Origin of the sequence: Streptacidiphilus monticola (assembly GCF_042658505.1) — a bacterium.
In the GTDB taxonomy this organism is placed as follows: domain Bacteria; phylum Actinomycetota; class Actinomycetes; order Streptomycetales; family Streptomycetaceae; genus Streptacidiphilus; species Streptacidiphilus monticola.
Window position 1 is genome coordinate 55641 of the sequence record NZ_JBHSQJ010000082.1, and the last position, 18438, is coordinate 74078.

General features: G+C 73.3%; 13 protein-coding genes and 1 pseudogene. 4 read left to right on the forward strand and 10 right to left on the reverse strand.

Going from position 1 to position 18438, the window contains the following annotated elements; translation table 11 throughout:
* The first annotated feature begins 95 nt into the window (after positions 1-95).
* Together ACFP3V_RS19685 and ACFP3V_RS19690 are read left to right on the forward strand one after the other, a co-directional pair.
* Entirely contained in the window at positions 96-605 is a 510-nt protein-coding gene (locus ACFP3V_RS19685) for a SigE family RNA polymerase sigma factor (RefSeq protein WP_380585214.1), read from the forward strand.
* Entirely contained in the window at positions 605-1780 is a 1176-nt protein-coding gene (locus ACFP3V_RS19690; RefSeq protein WP_380585216.1) for a hypothetical protein, read from the forward strand. The genes ACFP3V_RS19685 and ACFP3V_RS19690 overlap by 1 nt, the downstream gene beginning before the upstream one ends.
* Before the next feature lie 7 nt (positions 1781-1787).
* Here ACFP3V_RS19690 and hutI read toward each other — a convergent pair whose 3' ends face one another.
* From hutI to ACFP3V_RS19715, 5 genes are all read right to left on the reverse strand, one after another.
* Positions 1788-2966 carry an imidazolonepropionase gene (gene hutI, locus ACFP3V_RS19695; protein ID WP_380585217.1) on the reverse strand — a complete coding sequence of 393 codons (1179 nt, stop codon included), beginning with the start codon at positions 2964-2966 and terminating at the stop codon, positions 1788-1790.
* A gap of 22 nt (positions 2967-2988) precedes the next feature.
* Positions 2989-4362, reverse strand: coding sequence for a formimidoylglutamate deiminase (locus ACFP3V_RS19700; RefSeq protein WP_380585219.1), 1374 nt, complete (start codon positions 4360-4362; stop codon positions 2989-2991).
* Between the two features lie 4 nt (positions 4363-4366).
* Positions 4367-5557, reverse strand: a complete 1191-nt coding sequence (locus ACFP3V_RS19705; protein ID WP_380585313.1) for an allantoate amidohydrolase — start codon at positions 5555-5557, stop codon at positions 4367-4369.
* Positions 5558-5613: 56 nt separating this feature from the next.
* On the reverse strand, positions 5614-7284 hold the full coding sequence (gene hutU, locus ACFP3V_RS19710) for a urocanate hydratase (RefSeq protein WP_380585221.1): 1671 nt from the start codon (positions 7282-7284) through the stop codon (positions 5614-5616).
* 773 nt (positions 7285-8057) lie between these two features.
* Positions 8058-8549, reverse strand: a complete 492-nt coding sequence (locus tag ACFP3V_RS19715) for a hypothetical protein (RefSeq protein ID WP_380585223.1) — start codon at positions 8547-8549, stop codon at positions 8058-8060.
* Positions 8550-8885: 336 nt separating this feature from the next.
* Between ACFP3V_RS19715 and ACFP3V_RS19720 the strand changes: the two genes are divergently transcribed.
* Positions 8886-10604 (forward strand): putative Ig domain-containing protein, encoded by a 1719-nt coding sequence (locus ACFP3V_RS19720; protein ID WP_380585225.1) that lies wholly within the window; start codon positions 8886-8888, stop codon positions 10602-10604.
* Between the two features lie 35 nt (positions 10605-10639).
* On the opposite strand, the gene ACFP3V_RS19725 is transcribed toward ACFP3V_RS19720, so the two are convergent.
* Positions 10640-11527: a MurR/RpiR family transcriptional regulator gene (locus ACFP3V_RS19725; protein ID WP_380585227.1), complete on the reverse strand. Its 888-nt coding sequence runs from the start codon at positions 11525-11527 to the stop codon at positions 10640-10642.
* A 292-nt stretch (positions 11528-11819) separates the two neighbouring features.
* Positions 11820-13376 carry a histidine ammonia-lyase gene (hutH, locus tag ACFP3V_RS19730; protein ID WP_380585229.1) on the reverse strand — a complete coding sequence of 519 codons (1557 nt, stop codon included), beginning with the start codon at positions 13374-13376 and terminating at the stop codon, positions 11820-11822.
* Between the two features lie 70 nt (positions 13377-13446).
* On the opposite strand from hutH, the gene fdhD reads away from it, so the two are divergent.
* Positions 13447-14268, forward strand: coding sequence for a formate dehydrogenase accessory sulfurtransferase FdhD (gene fdhD / locus ACFP3V_RS19735; protein ID WP_380585231.1), 822 nt, complete (start codon positions 13447-13449; stop codon positions 14266-14268).
* Between the two features lie 604 nt (positions 14269-14872).
* On the opposite strand, the pseudogene ACFP3V_RS19740 reads toward fdhD, so the two are convergent.
* From ACFP3V_RS19740 to ACFP3V_RS19750, 3 genes and pseudogenes are all read right to left on the reverse strand, one after another.
* A pseudogene (locus ACFP3V_RS19740) lies at positions 14873-16063 on the reverse strand (GGDEF domain-containing protein); the annotation flags it as partial.
* 284 nt (positions 16064-16347) lie between these two features.
* A complete protein-coding gene (locus ACFP3V_RS19745; RefSeq protein ID WP_380585233.1) occupies positions 16348-17457 on the reverse strand; it encodes an adenylate/guanylate cyclase domain-containing protein in 1110 nt (369 codons plus the stop codon).
* 128 nt (positions 17458-17585) lie between these two features.
* Entirely contained in the window at positions 17586-18434 is an 849-nt protein-coding gene (locus ACFP3V_RS19750; RefSeq protein WP_380585235.1) for a biotin--[acetyl-CoA-carboxylase] ligase, read from the reverse strand.
* Between the last annotated feature and the right edge of the window lie 4 nt (positions 18435-18438).

Consider the following 18438-nt stretch of genomic DNA (forward strand, 5'->3'; position numbering starts at 1 on the left):
CGGGCCAGGAAAAATCTTCGCGGCCCGTGCAGCGGAATCCCGGATCCAGGTCGTCAGCCGGGTGACAAGGACTGCAGAGGGGGGAGGAGAGCCCGGTGGGAGCGGAGGAGGACGAGGCCTTCAGTGCCTTCGTCGCCCAGACGCACGGTCAATTGCACAGATCCGCCCGGCTGTTGACGGGTGACTGGCACCGTGCGGAGGACTTGGTCCAGGCGACGCTGATGAAGGTCTACCGGCGCTGGCGCCGGGTGCAGGCGGCGGATTCGGCGCAGGCCTTCGCCCAGCAGATGATGCTCAACCTGTTCCTGACCTCGCTTCGGCGGCGCTGGAACGGTGAGGTGCCCAAGGGTGAACTCCCCGAGCCGGGCCGGTCCGGCGATCCGGAGACAGCCTTCGACCGGAGGGACGCCCTGTCCCGGGCGCTGCAGTCGCTGCCCAAGCGGCAGCGGGCCGTGGTCGTGCTCCGGTACTACGAGGATCTGTCGGTGGAGCAGACCGCCGCGCTGCTGGCGTGCTCCGAGGCCACTGTGCGCAGCCAGGCCGCCCGCGCCCTGGCGAAGCTGCGTGCCGATGCGGGGCTGGCGCTGTTGGAGGTGGAGGCGTGATGAGCGGCGAGAGCGAACTGCGCGAGCAGTTGCAGGCCCTGGTGAGCGAGCGGCCCGAGGTGCCGTCCCCGGCGCCCATGGTGATGGGCCAGGTGCGTCGCAGCAGGCGCCGTCGGCGGTCCGTCGGCGTGCTGGCGATCGCGGCGGCGGTCGCCGGCGGCGTGCTGGTCGGGGTCGACCGGCCGGCGGCCCAGCAGGGCCCGGCAGCGCCGGGGGCCTCCCGGCTCTGCCGGGTGGAGCTGCCGGCGGGGTGGGTCCACGCCTTGCAGCCCGGCGTCTACCGGGTGACGCAGGGTCAGGTGCTGGCCGCCTCGCCGGACGGTCAGGTGATCTTCCTGCGGGACGGGGAGCGGATCCTCCAACTGGTCGGCGGCCGGGAAACGGTGGTGCTGAGCCTCCCCCCGGGCCACGAGTGGCGGGTGGACGGCAGCACGGAGGGGGCCTGGTTCGCCTTCGGACTGCGCACCAGCAGCGAGCCCGACTACACCCGGTTCTTCCTCTGGAACACGGCGACCGCGAAGCTGCGCCAGATCCCCCTGTCCACGTCGGGCAAGCCCGCACGCGTGCTGACCTCCTGGACGCTGGGAGCGTCCTACCTCGCCTGGGAGACGGCGGTCTCGCCGGTCCCCGGAGGCATGGAGGAGCAGCAGCGCCAGGTGATGCGCCTGAGCGACGGAGCGGTTCGATCGCTGCCGCAGCTGCCCCTCTTCTACGCGGGCGCTACCACCTACTCCGTGACGGACGGTCGGATCACCGCCGCGGACGCCTGGACCCAGCAGCCCGCCGCTGTGCCGAAGGCCCTTGCCGCGGCCTTCCACATGAACGGGACGATCTCGTACCGCGCGGTGGACGGCACCTTCGGCTGGGGCGAGGGCAACAGCTCGGCCACCGGCGGTCCCGCCACCCAGAACGTCTGGGACTCGGCGAGCGCCACACTCACCGAAGTCCGCGCTTCCCCAGGCGACTTCGTCCGCGGCGTCGATCCGCTGGGCGACGGCTACGCGCTGGCCTCCTTCGCGGTCAAGGGCCATCAGGAGGCGGCGCAGACGTGGCTGATCGACCTGCGCAGCCACGGCTACGCACCGCTGACGGACCAGCAGGCGGGCAGTCTCTCCAGCCCGGACCGCGTGATACCGCTGACCCAGCTCTCCCGGCTGCCCGGCTGCGGCAGTTGAACCCGCGTCAGACCTCGCGCACGCCGCCCCGCCAGACCGCGGAGACCAGCGGGACGCCGGGGCGGTAGGCGAGGTGGACGTGGGAGGGGGCGTCGAGCAGCACCGCGTCCGCGCGCAGACCGGGGGTGAGCCGGCCGAGGTCCTCGCGGCGCAGCGCACGGGCGCCGCCCGCGGTCGCCGACCACAGCGCCTCGTCCGGGGTCATCCCCATGTCGCGGACGGCCACGGCGATACAGAAGGGCACCGAACTGGTGAAGCTGGAGCCGGGGTTGCAGTCCGTGGACAGGGCGACGGTCGCACCCGCGTCCAGCAGCCGCCGGGCGTCCGGGTAGACGGCCCGGGTGGAGAACTCGGCGCCGGGCAGCAGGGTGGCCACAGTCGCCGAGTGGGCCAGGGCGTCCACGTCGGCATCGCTCAGGTGCGTGCAGTGGTCGGCGCTGGCGGCGCCCAGCTCCACGGCGAGCTGCACGCCGGGACCCTCGGTCAGCTGGTTGGCGTGCACCCGGGGGATGAGCCCGCGCTCGGCGCCGGCCTTCAGGATCGCCCGGGCCTGGTCGCCGTCGAAGGCGCCGCGCTCGCAGAAGACGTCCACCCAACGCGCGTGCGGCGCACAGGCGTCCAGCATCGGGCCGGTCACCAGGTCCACATAGGCGGCAGGGTCGTCCGCGTACTCGGGGGCGACGACGTGGGCGCCGAGGTAGGTGGTCTCGGGCGTGTGCCGGGAGGCCAGGCGCAGCGCCCGGGCCTCGTCCTCGACGGTGAGGCCGTAGCCGGACTTGCACTCGACGGTCGTGGTGCCCTGCCGCAGCGCCTCCCGCACCAACCTGCGCAGGTTGGCGTCGAGTTCCTCGTCCGTCGCGGCGCGGGTGGCGGCCACCGTGGTGCGGATGCCGCCCGCCGTGTAGGGCTTGCCGGACATCCGGGCGTTGAACTCGGCGGTGCGATCGCCCGCGAAGACCAGGTGGGCGTGCGAGTCGACGAAGCCCGGGACGACGGCCCGTCCGGCGGCGTCCACGACGCTGTCGGCGGCGGGGGCCGCGTCTGCGGGGCCCAGCCAGACGACGGTGCCGGTGTCCGCGTCAAGCACCAGGGCGGCGTCCCTGAGCAGTCCGAGGGGGCTGCCGTCGCCCAGCTCCGGGTCGTTGGTGACCAGTGAGCCGATGTCCGCCAGAAGGGTGGTGGTCATGGTGGTGTCAGTTCTCCCCGGCTCAGCGGCTGTTGAGGACGGTGATGGCGCGGTGCAGCGCCTCGCCGACGTCCGGCACCAGCTGGTGCATCCCGTCGCGGACGACGGCCGCGCCGCCCACGATCACGTCGCGGACGTCCGCGGCTCCGGCCGCGAAGACGGCGGTCTCGGCGCCGTAGCGGGGCGAGGGTCCGGCGGTCCGCGGGGTGTCCAGGGCGATGGTCACGAAGTCCGCGAGCGCGCCCGGGGCCAGACGCCCGGCCTCCGGGAGACCGAGCGAGGCGTGGCCGGCCTCGGTGGCGGCGTGCAGCAGCGCGTTGGCGGTCCAGTGGCCGCGCTGCTGGGTGGCCAGCCGCTCGTTGAGCTCCATCGCCCGCGCCTCCTCGAACAGGTCGATCACGGCGTGGCTGTCGCTGCCCAGCGAGACGGGGCAGCCGGCGGAGGCCAGGGCGCGGGCCGGACCGATGCCGTCGGCCAGGTCCCGCTCGGTGGTCGGGCACATGCAGATGACGGTGGAGGTGTCGGCCAGCAGCCGCTGGTCCTCGCCGGTGAGGTGGGTGGCGTGGACCGCGGAGGTGCGCGGGCCCAGTACGCCGTGGCGGGCCAGCAGTTGAGTGGGCGTCAGGCCGTAGGCGTCCATGCAGGCGTCGTTCTCCGCCGTCTGCTCGGACAGGTGCACGTGCAGCGGCGCCTCGCGGTCCTTCGCCCACGCCGCCACGGTCGCCAACTGGTCGGCGGGCACGGCCCGCACCGAGTGGATCGCGGCGCCGATCCGCGCGTGCGGCCGATCCTTCACGTCGAGGGCGCTTACCCGCTCGGCCCACGCCTCGGCGCTGCCGTCGCTGAACCGCCGCTGGTGGGCGTTGGGTTCGAGTCCAAAGCCGGACGAGAGGTAGCAGGTGTCCAGCAGCGTGATTCGGATTCCGGCCCGCGCGGCCGCCTCGATCAGCGCCTCGCCCATCGCGTTCGGCTCGGCGTAGGGCGTGCCGTCCGGCTGGTGGTGCAGATAGTGGAACTCGCCCACCGCGGTGATCCCGGCCAGCGCCATCTCCGCGTAGACGGCGGTGGCCAGCTCGAGGTAGAGCTCCGGATCGAGCGCGTCGGCAGCCCGGTACATGGTGTCGCGCCAGGTCCAGAAGGTGCCCGAGCCGACCTGCACCACGCCGCGCAGCGCACGGTGGAAGGCGTGCGAGTGGGCGTTGGCCAGGCCGGGCAGCAGCAGCCCGCCGAGTTGCACGGCCCCCACCGGGGCCGGCCCGGAGTCGGGGGTGACCGAGCTGATGGTGCCGTCCGCGGCGACCTCCACCAGCACCTGGTCCTCGACGGCGGGCAGCGCGGACGGGGTGCGCCGCATCCACGCGTGCGGAGCCCAGTAGGTCACGGGGCGGGCGGTCATGGCTCTATGCCTCCAACAGGTTCTGCAGCACGTCGGCGAGGGCCGCCGCGCCGGCCAGGCAGTCGGGCTCGGTGGCGGTCTCGGCCGGGGAGTGCGAGACGCCGGTGGGGTTGCGCACGAACAGCATCGCCGTCGGGATCACCTCGGAGAGGATGCCCGCGTCATGTCCGGCCCCGGTGGGCAGCACCGGCGTGTCCGGCCCGAGAACGGCGGCCAGGCGGTCCCGCAGCGGCCGGTCGAATTCGACCACCGGCGTCCACGACTCGCGCACCACCTCGGCGCGCACGCCGTCCTCCTCGGCACGCTCGAAGGCGGCCTCGGCGATCGCGGCCACGAGCGCCTGGAGCGTGGCCTCGTCCGCTGCCCGGGAGTCGAGCCAGCCGCGCACCAGCGAGGGGATGGCGTTGGTCCCGTTGGGCTCGACGCTGACCTTGCCGAAGGTGGCCAGCGCCCCGGCCGTCCGGGCCTTCTTGCGGGCGGCGAGCACGGTGGCCGCGTAGGCGAGCATCGGGTCGCGTCGGTCCTGCAAGCGGGTGGTGCCCGCGTGGTTGGCCTCGCCGTGGAAATCGAAGCGCCAGCGGCCGTGCGGCCAGATGGCCGAGGCGACACCGACGGCATGGGGTCCGTCCGCCAGGAACCGGCCCTGCTCGACGTGGAGTTCGACATAGGCGCGGACGCGGGCCAGCCGCTCCTCGTCCTTGCCGATCAGGCTCGGGTCCTGCCCGGCCGCCTCCATGGCGTCGAGCATCCGCAGGCCGCTGCCGTCGCGCAGCGCCGCCGCCTGATCCGGCGTCAGCACCCCGGCGCTGAGCCGGGATCCGACACAGGCCACGCCGAAGCGGGCGCCCTCCTCGTCGCCGAAGTTGGTGATGGCGAGCGGGCGGTCCGGCCGCAGGCCCCGCGCCCGCAGCACGTCGAGCGCGGTGAACGCGGAGACGACGCCGAGCGGCCCGTCGTACGCCCCGCCGTCCGGCACGGAGTCCAGATGGGAGCCGGTGACGACGGCGTCCTCTCCGTCCGGATCGCCGTACCAGGCCCACTGGTTGCCGTTGCGGTCCACCTCGTAGTGCAGTCCGCGCGCGGCGGCCTGCTCGGCGAACCAGGCTCGGCACTCGGCGTCGGCCGCCGACCACGCGAAGCGGCGGTAGCCGCCGCTGGCGTCGAAGCGGCCGACGGGGAGCAGCTCGGCCCACATCCGGCGGAAGCCGTCCGCGGCATCCCCCGCCAGCTCCTCCGTCGTCAGACCCACGGTCACTCGCCCTCGCGCATCGGGACGCGGACGCCGCGCTCGGCGGCGACGTCGGCGGCGATGTCGTAGCCCGCGTCGACGTGGCGGATGACGCCCATGCCCGGGTCGTTGGTGAGCACCCGGCGGATCTTCTCGCCCGCCAGCTTGGTGCCGTCGGCGACGGTGACCTGGCCGGCGTGGATCGAGCGGCCGATGCCGACGCCGCCGCCGTGATGGATGGAGACCCAGGAGGCGCCGGACGCGACGTTGACCATGGCGTTGAGCAGCGGCCAGTCGGCGATGGCGTCCGAGCCGTCGAGCATGGCCTCGGTCTCCCGGTAGGGGGAGGCCACCGAACCGCAGTCGAGGTGGTCGCGGCCGATGACGATGGGCGCGGAGAGGGTGCCGTCGGCGACCATCTCGTTGAACCGCTCGCCGGCCTTGTCGCGCTCGCCGTAGCCGAGCCAGCAGATGCGGGCGGGCAGGCCCTGGTAGTGGACGCGCTCGCCGGCCATCTTGATCCAGCGGGCCAGCGACTCGTTCTCCGGGAACAGGTCGAGGATCGCCTGGTCGGTCTTGGCGATGTCGGCCGGGTCGCCGGAGAGCGCGGCCCAGCGGAACGGGCCCTTGCCCTCGCAGAACAGCGGGCGGATGTACGCGGGAACGAAGCCGGGGAAGTCGAACGCCCGCCCGTAGCCAGCGAGTTGGGCCTCACCGCGGATCGAGTTGCCGTAGTCGAAGACCTCGGCGCCCTTGTCCTGGAAGCCGACCATCGCCTCGACGTGCTTGGCCATCGCCTCGCGGGAGCGCCGGGTGAACTCCTCCGGCTTCTCGGCCGCATAGCCGGCCATGTCCTCGAAGGCCACGCCGATCGGCAGGTAGGCCAGCGGGTCGTGGGCGCTGGTCTGGTCGGTCACGATGTCGATCGGGGCGTCCATCGCCAGCAGCGCCGGGACCAGCTCGGCCGCGTTGCCGAGCAGGCCGATGCTGAGCGACTTGCGCGCGTCGCGCGCCTCGACCGCGAGGTCCAGGGCGTGCTTGAGGTCCTTGGCCTCGACGTCCAGGTAGCGGTGCTCGATCCGGCGCGCGATGCGGCTCGGGTCGCAGTCGATGCAGATGGCGACGCCGTCGTTCATGGTGACGGCCAGCGGCTGGGCGCCGCCCATGCCGCCGAGTCCCGCGGTCAGGGTGATGGTCCCGGCCAGCGAGCCGTTGAACCGCTTGGCCGCGACGGCGGCGAAGGTCTCGTAGGTGCCCTGCAGGATGCCCTGGGTGCCGATGTAGATCCACGAACCGGCGGTCATCTGGCCGTACATGGTGAGACCGAGGGCCTCCAGTCGCCTGAACTCCTCCCAGTTGGCCCAGTCGCCCACCAGGTTGGAGTTGGCGATCAGCACCCGCGGCGCCCACTCGTGCGTCTGCATGACGCCGACGGGGCGCCCGGACTGCACGAGCATCGTCTCGTCCTGCTTGAGCGTCTGCAGGGTGCGGACCATGGCGTCGAAGGAGCGCCAGTCACGCGCGGCCTTGCCGGTCCCGCCGTAGACGACGAGCTTCTCGGGATGCTCGGCGACCTCCGGGTCCAGGTTGTTGCTGAGCATGCGGAGGGCGGCCTCCTGCTGCCAGCCCTGCGTGCTCAGCGCCGTCCCGCGTGCCGCCCTGACCGTACGCGGGCCGCTCTGCTGCTGCGCCATGTCCGCCCTCCTCGCTGGATGGATTCATTCACGATGCGCTGTGTTGAAGATAGCCAATCATTCAGCTGGCCACCAGAGGCAGTCGGTCCCGCATGCTTCTCTTTGCTCCGATATGCACCTTATTCCGCACGGAAACGCCACGGGCACAGCACCGGCCAGGCGCTGCGCCCGTGGCGTTTCGGCCCTGACGGGCCGTCAGTCGAGTGAAATCACTATGCGCCCCGAGGAGGCGCGCGGAGCGCGCCCTCGGCGGACAGGGAGGAAGCGTGCCACCCGAACGGAGCGAGGCGGCAGCACGGCCCAACGCCCCGGCGGCGGCCGGGGATGAAACGCGGCAACGCAGCCCCCAGCGGAGGTCGACCCGCCGCCTCAGGGCGCCGGCGCGCCCGCCGACCGCTCGGCGCCGCGCCCCGCACAGCGGCGAAGTCGCCCCGGGCGGGCCCCCGCCGCCGGTCAGTGGACGCGCCGAAGTCCTGCCTCAACTCGGGGCCCAACGCCCCGGCGGCGGCCAGGGGATGAAACTCGGCAACGCAGCGCCCGAAGGGTGCGGCGCGGCAACGCAGCGCCCGAAGGGTGCGGCGCGGCAACGCAGCGCCCGAAAGGGTCCGAGACGGCAGCGCAACCCGCCGGCCCCGGCGGCGTGCGCCCCCGCCCCCAGGTGCGGGCGCGCACGCCGAGCGCTCCACGTGACGCCCGTACGGGGACGGAGCCGCCCCGCCCGCGCGGGTGCCCCCCGCCGCCGGTCAGGGGGGCGGGGGCGCCGAAGTCCCGCCTCAGCTCGGGGCTTTGACCACCGGGCGAACCCGGTCCGCCGCGGGGCCTGTGGTGACGAAGGGGCCACGGGGGCGGCGGCCGTCCTCCGAGGGGGTCCACAGCAGGCACTCGTGCTTCCGCTCCCACCGCGCGAGCACGCGCGTCTGCAGCCACAGCCCGGCGGCCCAGCCGAGCACCAGCAGGCCGGCCGCGGCGCCGCCGACGACGCCCAGTCCGCAGACGAGGATGCACCCGACCAGCACGATCCACGCGCTGACCCGGCGCAGCCGGAGCCGCGTCAGGTGCGGGGGCTCCAACGTCACCGCGAACGCGGCCCGCTCCGCGGCCGCGGCCCGCCGCCGGTACCAGGTCGAACGGCCCAGCGCCGCGACCGCGCAGGCCAGCACGAGCAACGCGCAGCCCAGCAGCAGGCCGCGCACCCTTCCGGTCAGGCTCGGGATCAGCAGCCCCGCGAGCACGCCGACGACGCCCACCCAGAGGAGGGGGCGCACCGCGGCATCCCGCACCACGACAACCCGAGCACGCGCATAGGTTCCACGAGGCATGGCGGGACGATAGCGCGCACGCGTGAAAAGCGGATGAGAGTGCGCAGGAATCCGTCGTGCGCAGTTCCCGTTCGCCGGCGTGCGCAGTTCCCGTTCGCCCTCCGCGCGGGTCCCACACGTCGCCACCACCCGCCGTCCACAACCCCGGGCACCCCTCACCACCGGGAACCTGATTGTCATGCAAACATCAGCAATACGTAACGCTCGGGCCCTGTCAGTCCGCTGTCTACGCGCGAATACTTCTGTCCGACGCTCCGTCAGACTCCCCAGGAGGACGCGCACATGAGACTCCCGCTCCGTGCACCCGTCGCCCCCGTCGCCCTCGCCGCCACCGTCCTGCTCGGCGGCGCCGCAGTCGGCCTGGCCGCCCCCGCACCGCAGGCGCACGCCGCGACCCTGCACCGGGTGCTGTTCGACAACGCCCACGCCGAGACGGCCGGGAACGCCGACTGGATCATCTCGACCAGCCAGCCCGACCCGCTCGCGCAGAACGCCAATCCCTCGACGGAAACCGACTGGACCGGCGCGCTCTCCTCCTGGGGCGTCGCGCTGCAGCGGACCGGCGGCTACAGCCTGAAGACGCTGCCCAGCGGCAACGCCTTCAGCTACGGCACCAGCGCCTCGCTGGACCTGAAGAACTTCGACACCGTGGTCATCGACGAGCCCAACACGGTGTTCACCACGGCGGAGAAGACCGCCCTGATGAACTTCGTCAAGAACGGCGGCGGCCTCTTCCTGATCTCCGACCACACCGGCTCGGACCGCAACAACGACGGCTGGGACTCCCCCGCCATCATCAACGACCTGCTCACCAACAACAGCGTCGACAGCACGGACCCCTTCGGCTTCTCCGTCGACCTGAAGAACATCACCACGGACAACCCGCCCGCCATCAGCGACTCCACCGACCCGGTGCTCAACGGCCCCTTCGGCAAGGTCACCGGCAGCATCCTGCGCAACGGAACGACGTTCACGCTCAAGCCGGCTGACAACCCGTCGGTCAAGGGCCTGCTGTACACCACCGGCACTGCGGCAGGCAGCACCACCAACGCCTTCTTCGTCACCTCGACCTTCGGCTCGGGCCGCGTCGCCATCTGGGGCGACAGCTCCCCCGTCGACGACGGCACCGGCCAGTCGGGCAACACGCTCTACGACGGCTGGAACGACCCGGCGGGAACCGACGCCGCGCTCGCCCTCAACGCCACCGCCTGGCTCGCCGGGAGCGGCGGCTCCGGCGGGGGCACCGGCTCGGTCAGTCTGACCAACCCCGGCAGCCGCACCGCCACCGTGGGCACCGCCACCAGCCTGCAACTGTCCGCCACCGACACCGCGGGCGGCACGCTCGGCTACAGCGCCACCGGGCTGCCCACCGGGCTGAGCCTCAACGCGAGCACCGGCCTCATCAGCGGCACACCGACGACTGCCGGCACCTACGCGGTCACCGCCACGGCCACGGATTCCACCGGGCCGTCCAGCAGCGCGAGCTTCACCTGGACCGTCTCCTCCTCCGGCGGCAGCGGCTGCACGTCCGCGCAGCTGCTCGGCAACCCCGGCTTCGAGACCGGCTCCGCCTCGCCGTGGACCGCGAACAACAGCAGCATCCTCTACAGCGGCTCCACCGAGCCCGCCCGCAGCGGCAGTTGGGACGCCTGGCTGGACGGCTACGGCACCGCCACCACCGACACGCTGGCCCAGACGGTCACCCTGCCGACCGGCTGCAGCAGCTACACGGCGAGCTTCTGGCTCCACGTCGACACCGCCGAGACCACGACCACCACGGCCTACGACACGCTCAAGGTCCAGGTGCTGAACAGCTCGGGCACGGTGCTGGCGACCCTCGCCACCTACTCCAACCTCAACGCGGCCTCGGGCTACCAGCAGCACAGTTTCAGCCTGGCCGGCTACGCCGGGCAGACGGTCACCCTGAAGTTCACCGGCGTCGAGGACTCGGTCAAGCAGACCTCGTTCGTCGTGGACGACACGGCGGTCAACGTCTCCTGACCTGCCGCATCAGCGGCGGGCACCGCGGCAGGCGGTCACCCGAGGAACAGGCCCCGGGTGGCCGCCTGCTGCTCGAACTCCTCCAACCGCCGGACGGCGCCGGGCAGTTCGTCGCACATGGCCTGGAGCAGCACCCGCCCCAGCATCATCGGCGCGCACGCCGTGTCGAAGACCAGGCTGCTCCCGACGGCCGCGGGCAGCAGCAGGTCGGAGACGGACCCCATCGGCGCGAAGGCACTGTCGGCGACGGTGACCACGGTGAGCCCGGCCGACTTGGCGAAGGTGAGCGCGTCCATCAACTCCCGCGGATAGCGCGGCAGGGCGAAGCAGATCAGGCTGCTCGCCCCCGCCTCCACGGCCCGCTGCAGCCGGTCCTGCAGCATGCTGCCGCCCTCGTCCAGCAACCGGACGTCGGGATGCACCTTGGCGGCGAAGTACGCGAACCCGGCAGCCTGCGCGGATGCCGCGCGCAGCCCCAGCACCGGCAGCGGCCGGGAGGCCGCGAGCAGCCGGGCCGCCTGCAGCACCGGCTCGGGGTCGGCGAGCACGGCGGCCAGGTGCTGCAGGTTGGCGATCTCGGCGAGCACCGCCTGCTGCTGCTCGTTGCGCATGGCGTCGTTGGGCGACTCCCGCACCGAGCCGGGCTCACCGCCCTCAGTGAGCCCCAACTCGCGCAGCTGGCGGCGCAGGGCGGGATACCCGTCGAACCCGAGGGCCACCGCGAAACGGGTCACCGACGGCTGGCTGACACCCGCCAGTTCGGCCACCTCGACGCTGGAGAGGAACGGCGCGTCAGCGGCGTTGCGCACGAGGCAGTGCGCGATGCGCCGCTGGGTCGGCGTGAGCCGGTGCCCCTCGAACAGCTGGAGCAGGCGGGCCGAAGGCCCCGACTGCACCGGGACCGAGACCGTCGTACTGCTCATGGTCGGACTCCTCAGTCGCACTCGGCGGGTCGGGTGGTGGCCCGACTCTGCATGACCCCATACAGACTCAGCAAGTGCCTTTCCATCCAGCGGACACCCCCTCCAGCGGGGCCGAAGGCCCCGCCCGGGGCGCTGGGGGTCCCCCCGGCCGGAGGCTGAGGGAGGACCTGCGCGAGCAGCCCACCACCCTGGGAGGTTCGTCCCGCACATGCGGCCGAACCTCCCCGAGTGGTGTGTGCCCTCGCTCTGGCGCCTCCCCCGAAGAGCGGGAGTGCCCCGCGCTCGAGGGTGCTCACGCCAGCGGGCCCGTGACCTTTTCGACCGCGCGCACCAGCGCGCCCCCGCGGACGAACTCGTAGGCCGCCTCCAGGTCGGGCGCCAGGAAGCGGTCGCGGCCGGGGCCGCCGACACCCGCCTCGCGGGCGGCCTGCACGGCAGCGTCCGTCGCCGGGGCCAGATGACCGCTGCCGGCCTGCTGGCGCAGCTCCAACGCGCGTGCCGACGCGACCAGTTCGACCGCCAGCACGCGGGCCAGGTTGTCCACGGCCTGGCGCAGCTTCCGCGCCGCGGACCAGCCCATGGAGACGTGGTCCTCCTGCATCGCCGAGGAGGGGATGGAGTCCACCGAGGCCGGCACGGCCAGCCGCTTGTTCTCGCTGACCAGCGCCGCCTGCGTGTACTGGGCGATCATCAGGCCGGAGTCCACGCCCGGGTCGTCCGCCAGGAAGGGCGGCAGGCCGTGCGAGCGGTTCTTGTCGAGCAGCCGGTCGGTGCGGCGCTCGGCGACGGAGCCGAGGTCGGCCGCGGCGATCGCGAGGAAGTCCAGCACGTAAGCAACGGGCGCGCCATGGAAGTTGCCGTTGGACTCGACCCGGCCGTCCGGCAGCACGACCGGGTTGTCCACGGCGGCGGCCAGCTCGCGGTCGGCGACCAGCTGGGCGTGGGTGAGGGTGTCCCGGCCCGCTCCGGCGACCTGGGGGGCGCAGCGGATCGAGTACGCGTCCTGGACGCGCGGCGCGTCGTCCTGGTGGTGGCCGGTGAGGCCGGAGTCCTGAAGGACCTTCAGCATGTTGGCGGCGCTGGCCGCCTGGCCCGGGTGCGGGCGGATGGCGTGCAGCTCGGGCGCGAGCACCTTCTCGGTGCCGAGCAGCGCCTCCAGCGACATGGCGGCGGTGATGTCGGCGACGGTGAACAGGCGGCCGAGGTCGGCGATGGCCATGACCAGCATGCCGAGCATGCCGTCGGTGCCGTTGATGAGGGCCAGGCCCTCCTTCTCGCGCAGTTCGATCGGCTCGATCCCGGCCTCCGCGAGCAGCTCGCCGGCCGGCCGGACGTCGCCGTCGGGGCCGTAGGCGAGGCCCTCGCCCATCAGCACCAGCGCGCAGTGCGAGAGCGGGGCCAGGTCGCCGGAGCAGCCCAGGGAGCCGAACTCGTGGACCACCGGCGTGATTCCGGCGTTGAGGATGGCGGCCATCGTCTCGGCGACGACGGGGCGCACACCGGTCCGACCGGAGGCCAGCGTCTTCAGCCGCAGGAACATCAGCGCCCGGGTGACCTCGCGCTCGACCTGGGGGCCCATGCCGGCTGCGTGCGAGCGCACCAGGGAGCGCTGCAGCTGCGCGCGCAGCTCGGGGCTGATGTGACGGACCGCCAGCGCGCCGAAGCCGGTGGACACGCCGTAGACCGGGCGGGGCTCCGCGGCCAGCGCGTCGATGCGGGCCCGGGAGGCGGCCATCTCCTCGCGGGCGTCCGCGGTGAGCTCGATGCGGGCCTCGCCCCGCGCCACGGCCAGGACGTCGGCCGGACCGACGTTGGCCTTTCCGACGAACACGGTGTTGTGCATATCCATATGCGAAATGACATCACGTGAATGGCTTCATGACAACCGCTTCCCGGAGGAGAGTGGAAGGATCGGTCACATGGGTCGAGTGACGGAGCGCCGGAAGATACTGCGACTGCGGGAGGGCTACGAGCCCAGCACCCGCCCGGACGCGCTGGCGGCGGAGGAGCCCCTGGAGATCCGCGTCAACGGCGAGCCGCTGACCGTCACCATGCGCACGCCCGGCCACGACTTCGACCTGGTCGCCGGCCTGATGACGGCGGAGGGCCTGGCCCGCGCCACGGAGGACCTGGTCTCGCTGCGGTACTGCGCCGGCACGGACGCCGACGGGCAGAACACCTACAACGTCGTCGACGCGCAACTGCGGCGGTCCGGCGGCGTCCCCGCGTCCCTGCACCGGAACCTGCTGACCACCAGCGCCTGCGGGCTGTGCGGGCGGGAGACGGTCGACTCCATCCGGAACCAGGTGCCCTGGGACCTGACGGAGGATCAACTCCGGGTCGCCCCCGAGGTGCTGTACGGCCTGCCCGACGCCCTGCGGGAGGCGCAGCGCGTCTTCGACTCCACCGGCGGCCTGCACGCCGCCGGCCTGTTCACCGCGGACGGCCGGCTCCTGTGCGCGCGGGAGGACGTGGGCCGCCACAACGCCGTGGACAAGGTCGTCGGGTGGGCGCTGCGCGAGGGACTGCTGCCGCTCCGGGGCCACGTGCTGATGGTCAGCGGGCGGGCCTCCTTCGAGCTCACGCAGAAGGCGGCGATGGCCGGAATCCCCCTGCTGGCCGCCGTCTCCGCGCCCTCCTCGCTGGCCGTCGACCTGGCCGACGAGCTGGGCCTGACGCTCGTCGGCTTCCTCCGGGGCCGCAACGCCAACGTCTACGCGGGCTTCGAACGCATCTCGTGACCACGAGCGACGGAAGCCACCGCTACGGCGGGCTGCACGGGCCGGAGAGGGCGACGGCGATGAGCGCGCGGAGCGTGGGGCCGGTGCCCGCGAGGGACAGGGTGGACTCGTCCGCGAACAGCTCCAGCAGCCACCCTCCGGCCGCGTTGGTGCCGCCCGCCGCGACCATCGCGCGGTAGCCGCCGACGACCAGGACGGCCTCCTCCGCCGGGTCGTTGTCCGCCGCTCCGGTGCGCAGCCAGAACGAGTGGCCCTTCACCGCCTGCGCGGTCAGCGGGTAACCCCGCAGGTCGAAGACCGCGTCCGGGGCCTCGTTGATCGCGCGCTGCACCTGGGCCCGTGCGCCCGCCGGCCCGCGGGTCATCCGGCGGATGCCGTACCGAGCCGTCCGGCACAGGTCGGTGCCGGGCGGGACGTAGGAGATCCACCACGCGACGGCGTCCAGCAGGTGCGCCACCGTCTCGGCCACGGCCTCCAACCTGCCCAGGGTGTCGGCCGGATGGATGCGGGGCAGCACCTCCGACTCCTCGTCCAGCCGGACCGCCGAGCTGTGCTCGTCGAGCACCGCGACCGCGGCGGCGAGCAGCTGGCCGGGATCGGCGCTGTGCCGGGCGCCGCGGAACCGGCGGCGCTCGGTCCGGCGCCCGGAGGGCAGCCCGGGCGTTTGGCGGGGCGGGGCGTCCGCCAGACGGAGCGTCAGATCCTGGCGCCCGCCCCGACCGGCGACCACCGGCTGCGCGGCCTGGCCGGCCTTCGCCCGGTACTGCGCGGCGTCGGCGAGCCGGAACAGCCGGTCGGCGGTGGTCACCGGGCCGATCGGGTCCCCCGTGGACGCCACGCCGCAGGCCACGCCCTCGCCCTGCTCCAGCGTCAGCGCCTGCGCGCACAGCTCCTCCGCGACCCGGACCACCTCGTCGGCGCTCGGCCCGGCTGCCACCAGGCAGAACTCGTCCCCGCCGAGCCGGCCGACCAGGCTGCCGGGCAGCATCGTCCCGCACAGCGAGAGCTGGTTGGCGAACCGTTCCAGCAGCCGGTCGCCGAACTCGTGGCCCTGCTCGTCGTTCACCCTCTTGAGCCCGTTGACGTCGCAGACGACGAGGGAGACGACGGTGCCGTCGGCACGGTGCTGCTCGAGCGCGGCGTCGAGCCTGGCGTCGATGGCCCGGCGGTTGGCGAGCCCGGTGAGCGGATCGGTGAAGGCCAGGCGACGGACCTGCTCCAACTCCTCCGTCTGGGCCAACCCGGCGGACAACTGGGCGGCGAGGACGGTGGCGAAGGACGCCTCCTCGTCGTCGAAGACCGGGCGCTCGACCGCGCGGGCCAAGTACAGCTCGCCCCAGGCGCGGCCGCGGACCACGATCGGCGCGACGAGGGCGCAGCCGCGCCCGCGCCGCCGCAGGCCCGCCGCGCGTGCTCGGCAGTCGGGGCCGTTGGCCGACACACCGTCAACTGTCTGCACCCAGGCCCGCGGCAGGCCGTCCCGGGACCAGCCCTCGCCCAGCCCGCGCTGGGCGAGGAACTGCGCGATCTCGGGATAGTCCGCCAGGGGGTAGGACTCGTCCTCCGGGAACTCCTCCTCCCCCGGTGCGCGCGCCCCCTCGTTGACGAGGACGCGGAGCCGGCCCCGGTCCCGCTCCCAGACGGAGATCGCCCCGAAGTCGGCGTGCAGGGCCTCACGGATGCGGGTCGCGGCCCCCTGCAGGGCCTCCCGGCGGGTCCGCGCGCCCGCCATCAGCTGCGCGAGCTCGACGACGGCCCGAAGGCGGGCGTCCGCACTCACGGCTGGGTTCTCCATCGCTGCGGCCACAGATGCCTCTCGCTGCGCTCGACCAGGACGACAACAGCGTAGGGACAAACCACCTGAATCGGATGCAGGCGGGCAGCCCCCTCAGGGGCGCGAGGATCCCACGCCCTTCGGGCGGGAGGTGCCCCACAGCGAGCAGCCCACCACCCACGGGGGTTCCACCCTGATTGCAGGCCGGACCTCCCCGAGTGGTGTATTGCTCGCGGTGGGCATCGCCCACCCGCAGGGTGGGGGATCCTCGCACCCCTGAGGGGGCTGCTCGCCTGCCGGAGGGCTTACGGCCGTCCGGGGCGGCGGGTGAGGAGCCAGGGCTCGACGAGTCCGAGGCCGCGGACCGGGCGGCGCCACATCGGCTGCAGGTGGTACGGGTAGGACCCCGGGTCCTCGACGACCTCCGGGCGGTCCTCCGGGGCGATGCCCACCGCCGACACCGCTGACAGGGCGTCAGCCGCCCCCGGCGGGACCCCGGGCGAGGCCGCCGCGCCCTCGCGCTCCAGCGCCTGGGCGAACTCCTCGTCCACCAGCACCGCGTCCCGCGGCGCGATCGACGTCAGCCGCGAGGCGAGGTTCACCGTGGTCCCGAAGACGTCGCCCATCCGGGTCGTCACCGTGCCGAAGGCCATTCCCACCCGCAGCGCGGGCATGGTGTCGTCCTTGCCCAGCGTCTCGACCAGCGCAAGGCCGATCTCCGCCGACGTGGTGGCGTCCTCGGAGACGTAGAGCACCTCGTCGCCCAGCGTCTTCACCAGCCGGCCGCCGTGGCCGGCGACCAGGTCGGCGCAGGTGGTCTCGAAGTTCTCGACCAGTTCGCCGAGTTCCTCGTCCTCCAGCCGCCGCGACAGCCGGGTGAAGCCGACCAGGTCGGCGAAGCCGACGGCCAGGCGACCCGACTGCATGTCCTCGTCGTTCTCGGCCTGGACCACCCGACCGGTGACGGCCGCCAGCTGGCGCCGCCACACGTAGACGAGGAACTGCTCCAGTTCCGGGAGCAGCAGCTCCACCAGCGGATAGGCGACCTCGGCCCGGGACAGTCCGGGCTCCGCCTCCGCCGTCAGGTGCTCCAGGAAGGTGTCGATCTGCCACTCCGCCAGCCGGGCCGTCGTCTGCCCGGTGGAGCGGGCGACCTGGACCGCCATCGTCTCGCTGAGCAGTCCCGCCTCCACCAGGCCGGACAGCCGTCGCAGCGCGATCACGTCCGCCTCGGTCAGCGCCCGGGACTGCCCGATGTCCGCGAAGCCCATCGCCCGCCAGAAGCGCGAGGCCAGCTCCATGGAGACGCCCGCCGCCCGCGCGGCCTGGTACGGCGTGTACCGGCGCTCGGCGTCCAGGATCAGCTGTTCCAGCTGCAGCGACACCGAGTCGGGCTGCTTTGCCTCGTCGCCCACCTGTCCGTCCTCGTGCTTTCCCCGGCTCCGCCGCGTGTTCTTGCTCACACCCTGGCCAAGAGATAGTCGCACGGATCCGGCCTGCTCCGACACGTCTGCGGGCGACCTCTCCACGGAGCGGAACGCGGCTACACCCCGCGCAGGTGCACCACGTCACCAGCCGAGACGGCGTGCTCGTCGCCGTCCTCGGCGCGGATCACCAGCCGCCCGGCGGCGTCCACGTCCACCGCCCGGCCGACCAGCTCGCGCTCGCCCGGCAGCAGGGCCCGCACCTCCCGGTCCAGTGTGGCGCACACGTCCAGGTAGGCGTCGCGGAGGCGGCTGGCCGCGGGGTCACCGGCGTCGGCGCACCACTCGCCGTACAGCTCCTCGAAGCTCCGCAGCAGCGCCCGGACCAGGATCTGGCGGTCCGTCAACTGCGCCCCGGCCAGGGCCAGCGAGCCCGCCGTCGGCACCGGCAGCTCGGTCTCCTTGAGCGTGACGTTGAGCCCCAGGCCCGCGATGACCGCCTTGCCCCCGTCGGCCAGCTCGGTGAGGATGCCGCCCAGCTTCCGCTCCTCGTCGCCGACCTGCACCAACAGGTCGTTCGGCCACTTCAGCCGGACGTCGACCCCCGCCGTCTGCCCCAGCGCGGAGGCGGCGGCGACACCGACCAGCAGCGGCAGCCAGCTCCAGTGCTCCTTGGGCACCCCGGCGTCGCCCGGCCGCAGCAGCAGCGAGAGGAAGATCCCGGACCGGGGCGGCGCGGACCAGCTGCGCTCCAGCCGGCCGCGGCCGTGCGTCTGCACCTCGGCGATCAGCACGGCGCCCTCGGCGGCGCCCGACGCGGCGCGGGCCGCCAGGTCCGAGTTGGTGGAGCCGGTGCTGTCCACCACCTCCAGCTCGGTCCACAGGCCGTCCGGCCGGATCAGGGACCGGCCCAACTGGCCGCCGCGCAACGGCGGGCGGTCGAGATCACTCCACGGGGAATCGCTCACAAAC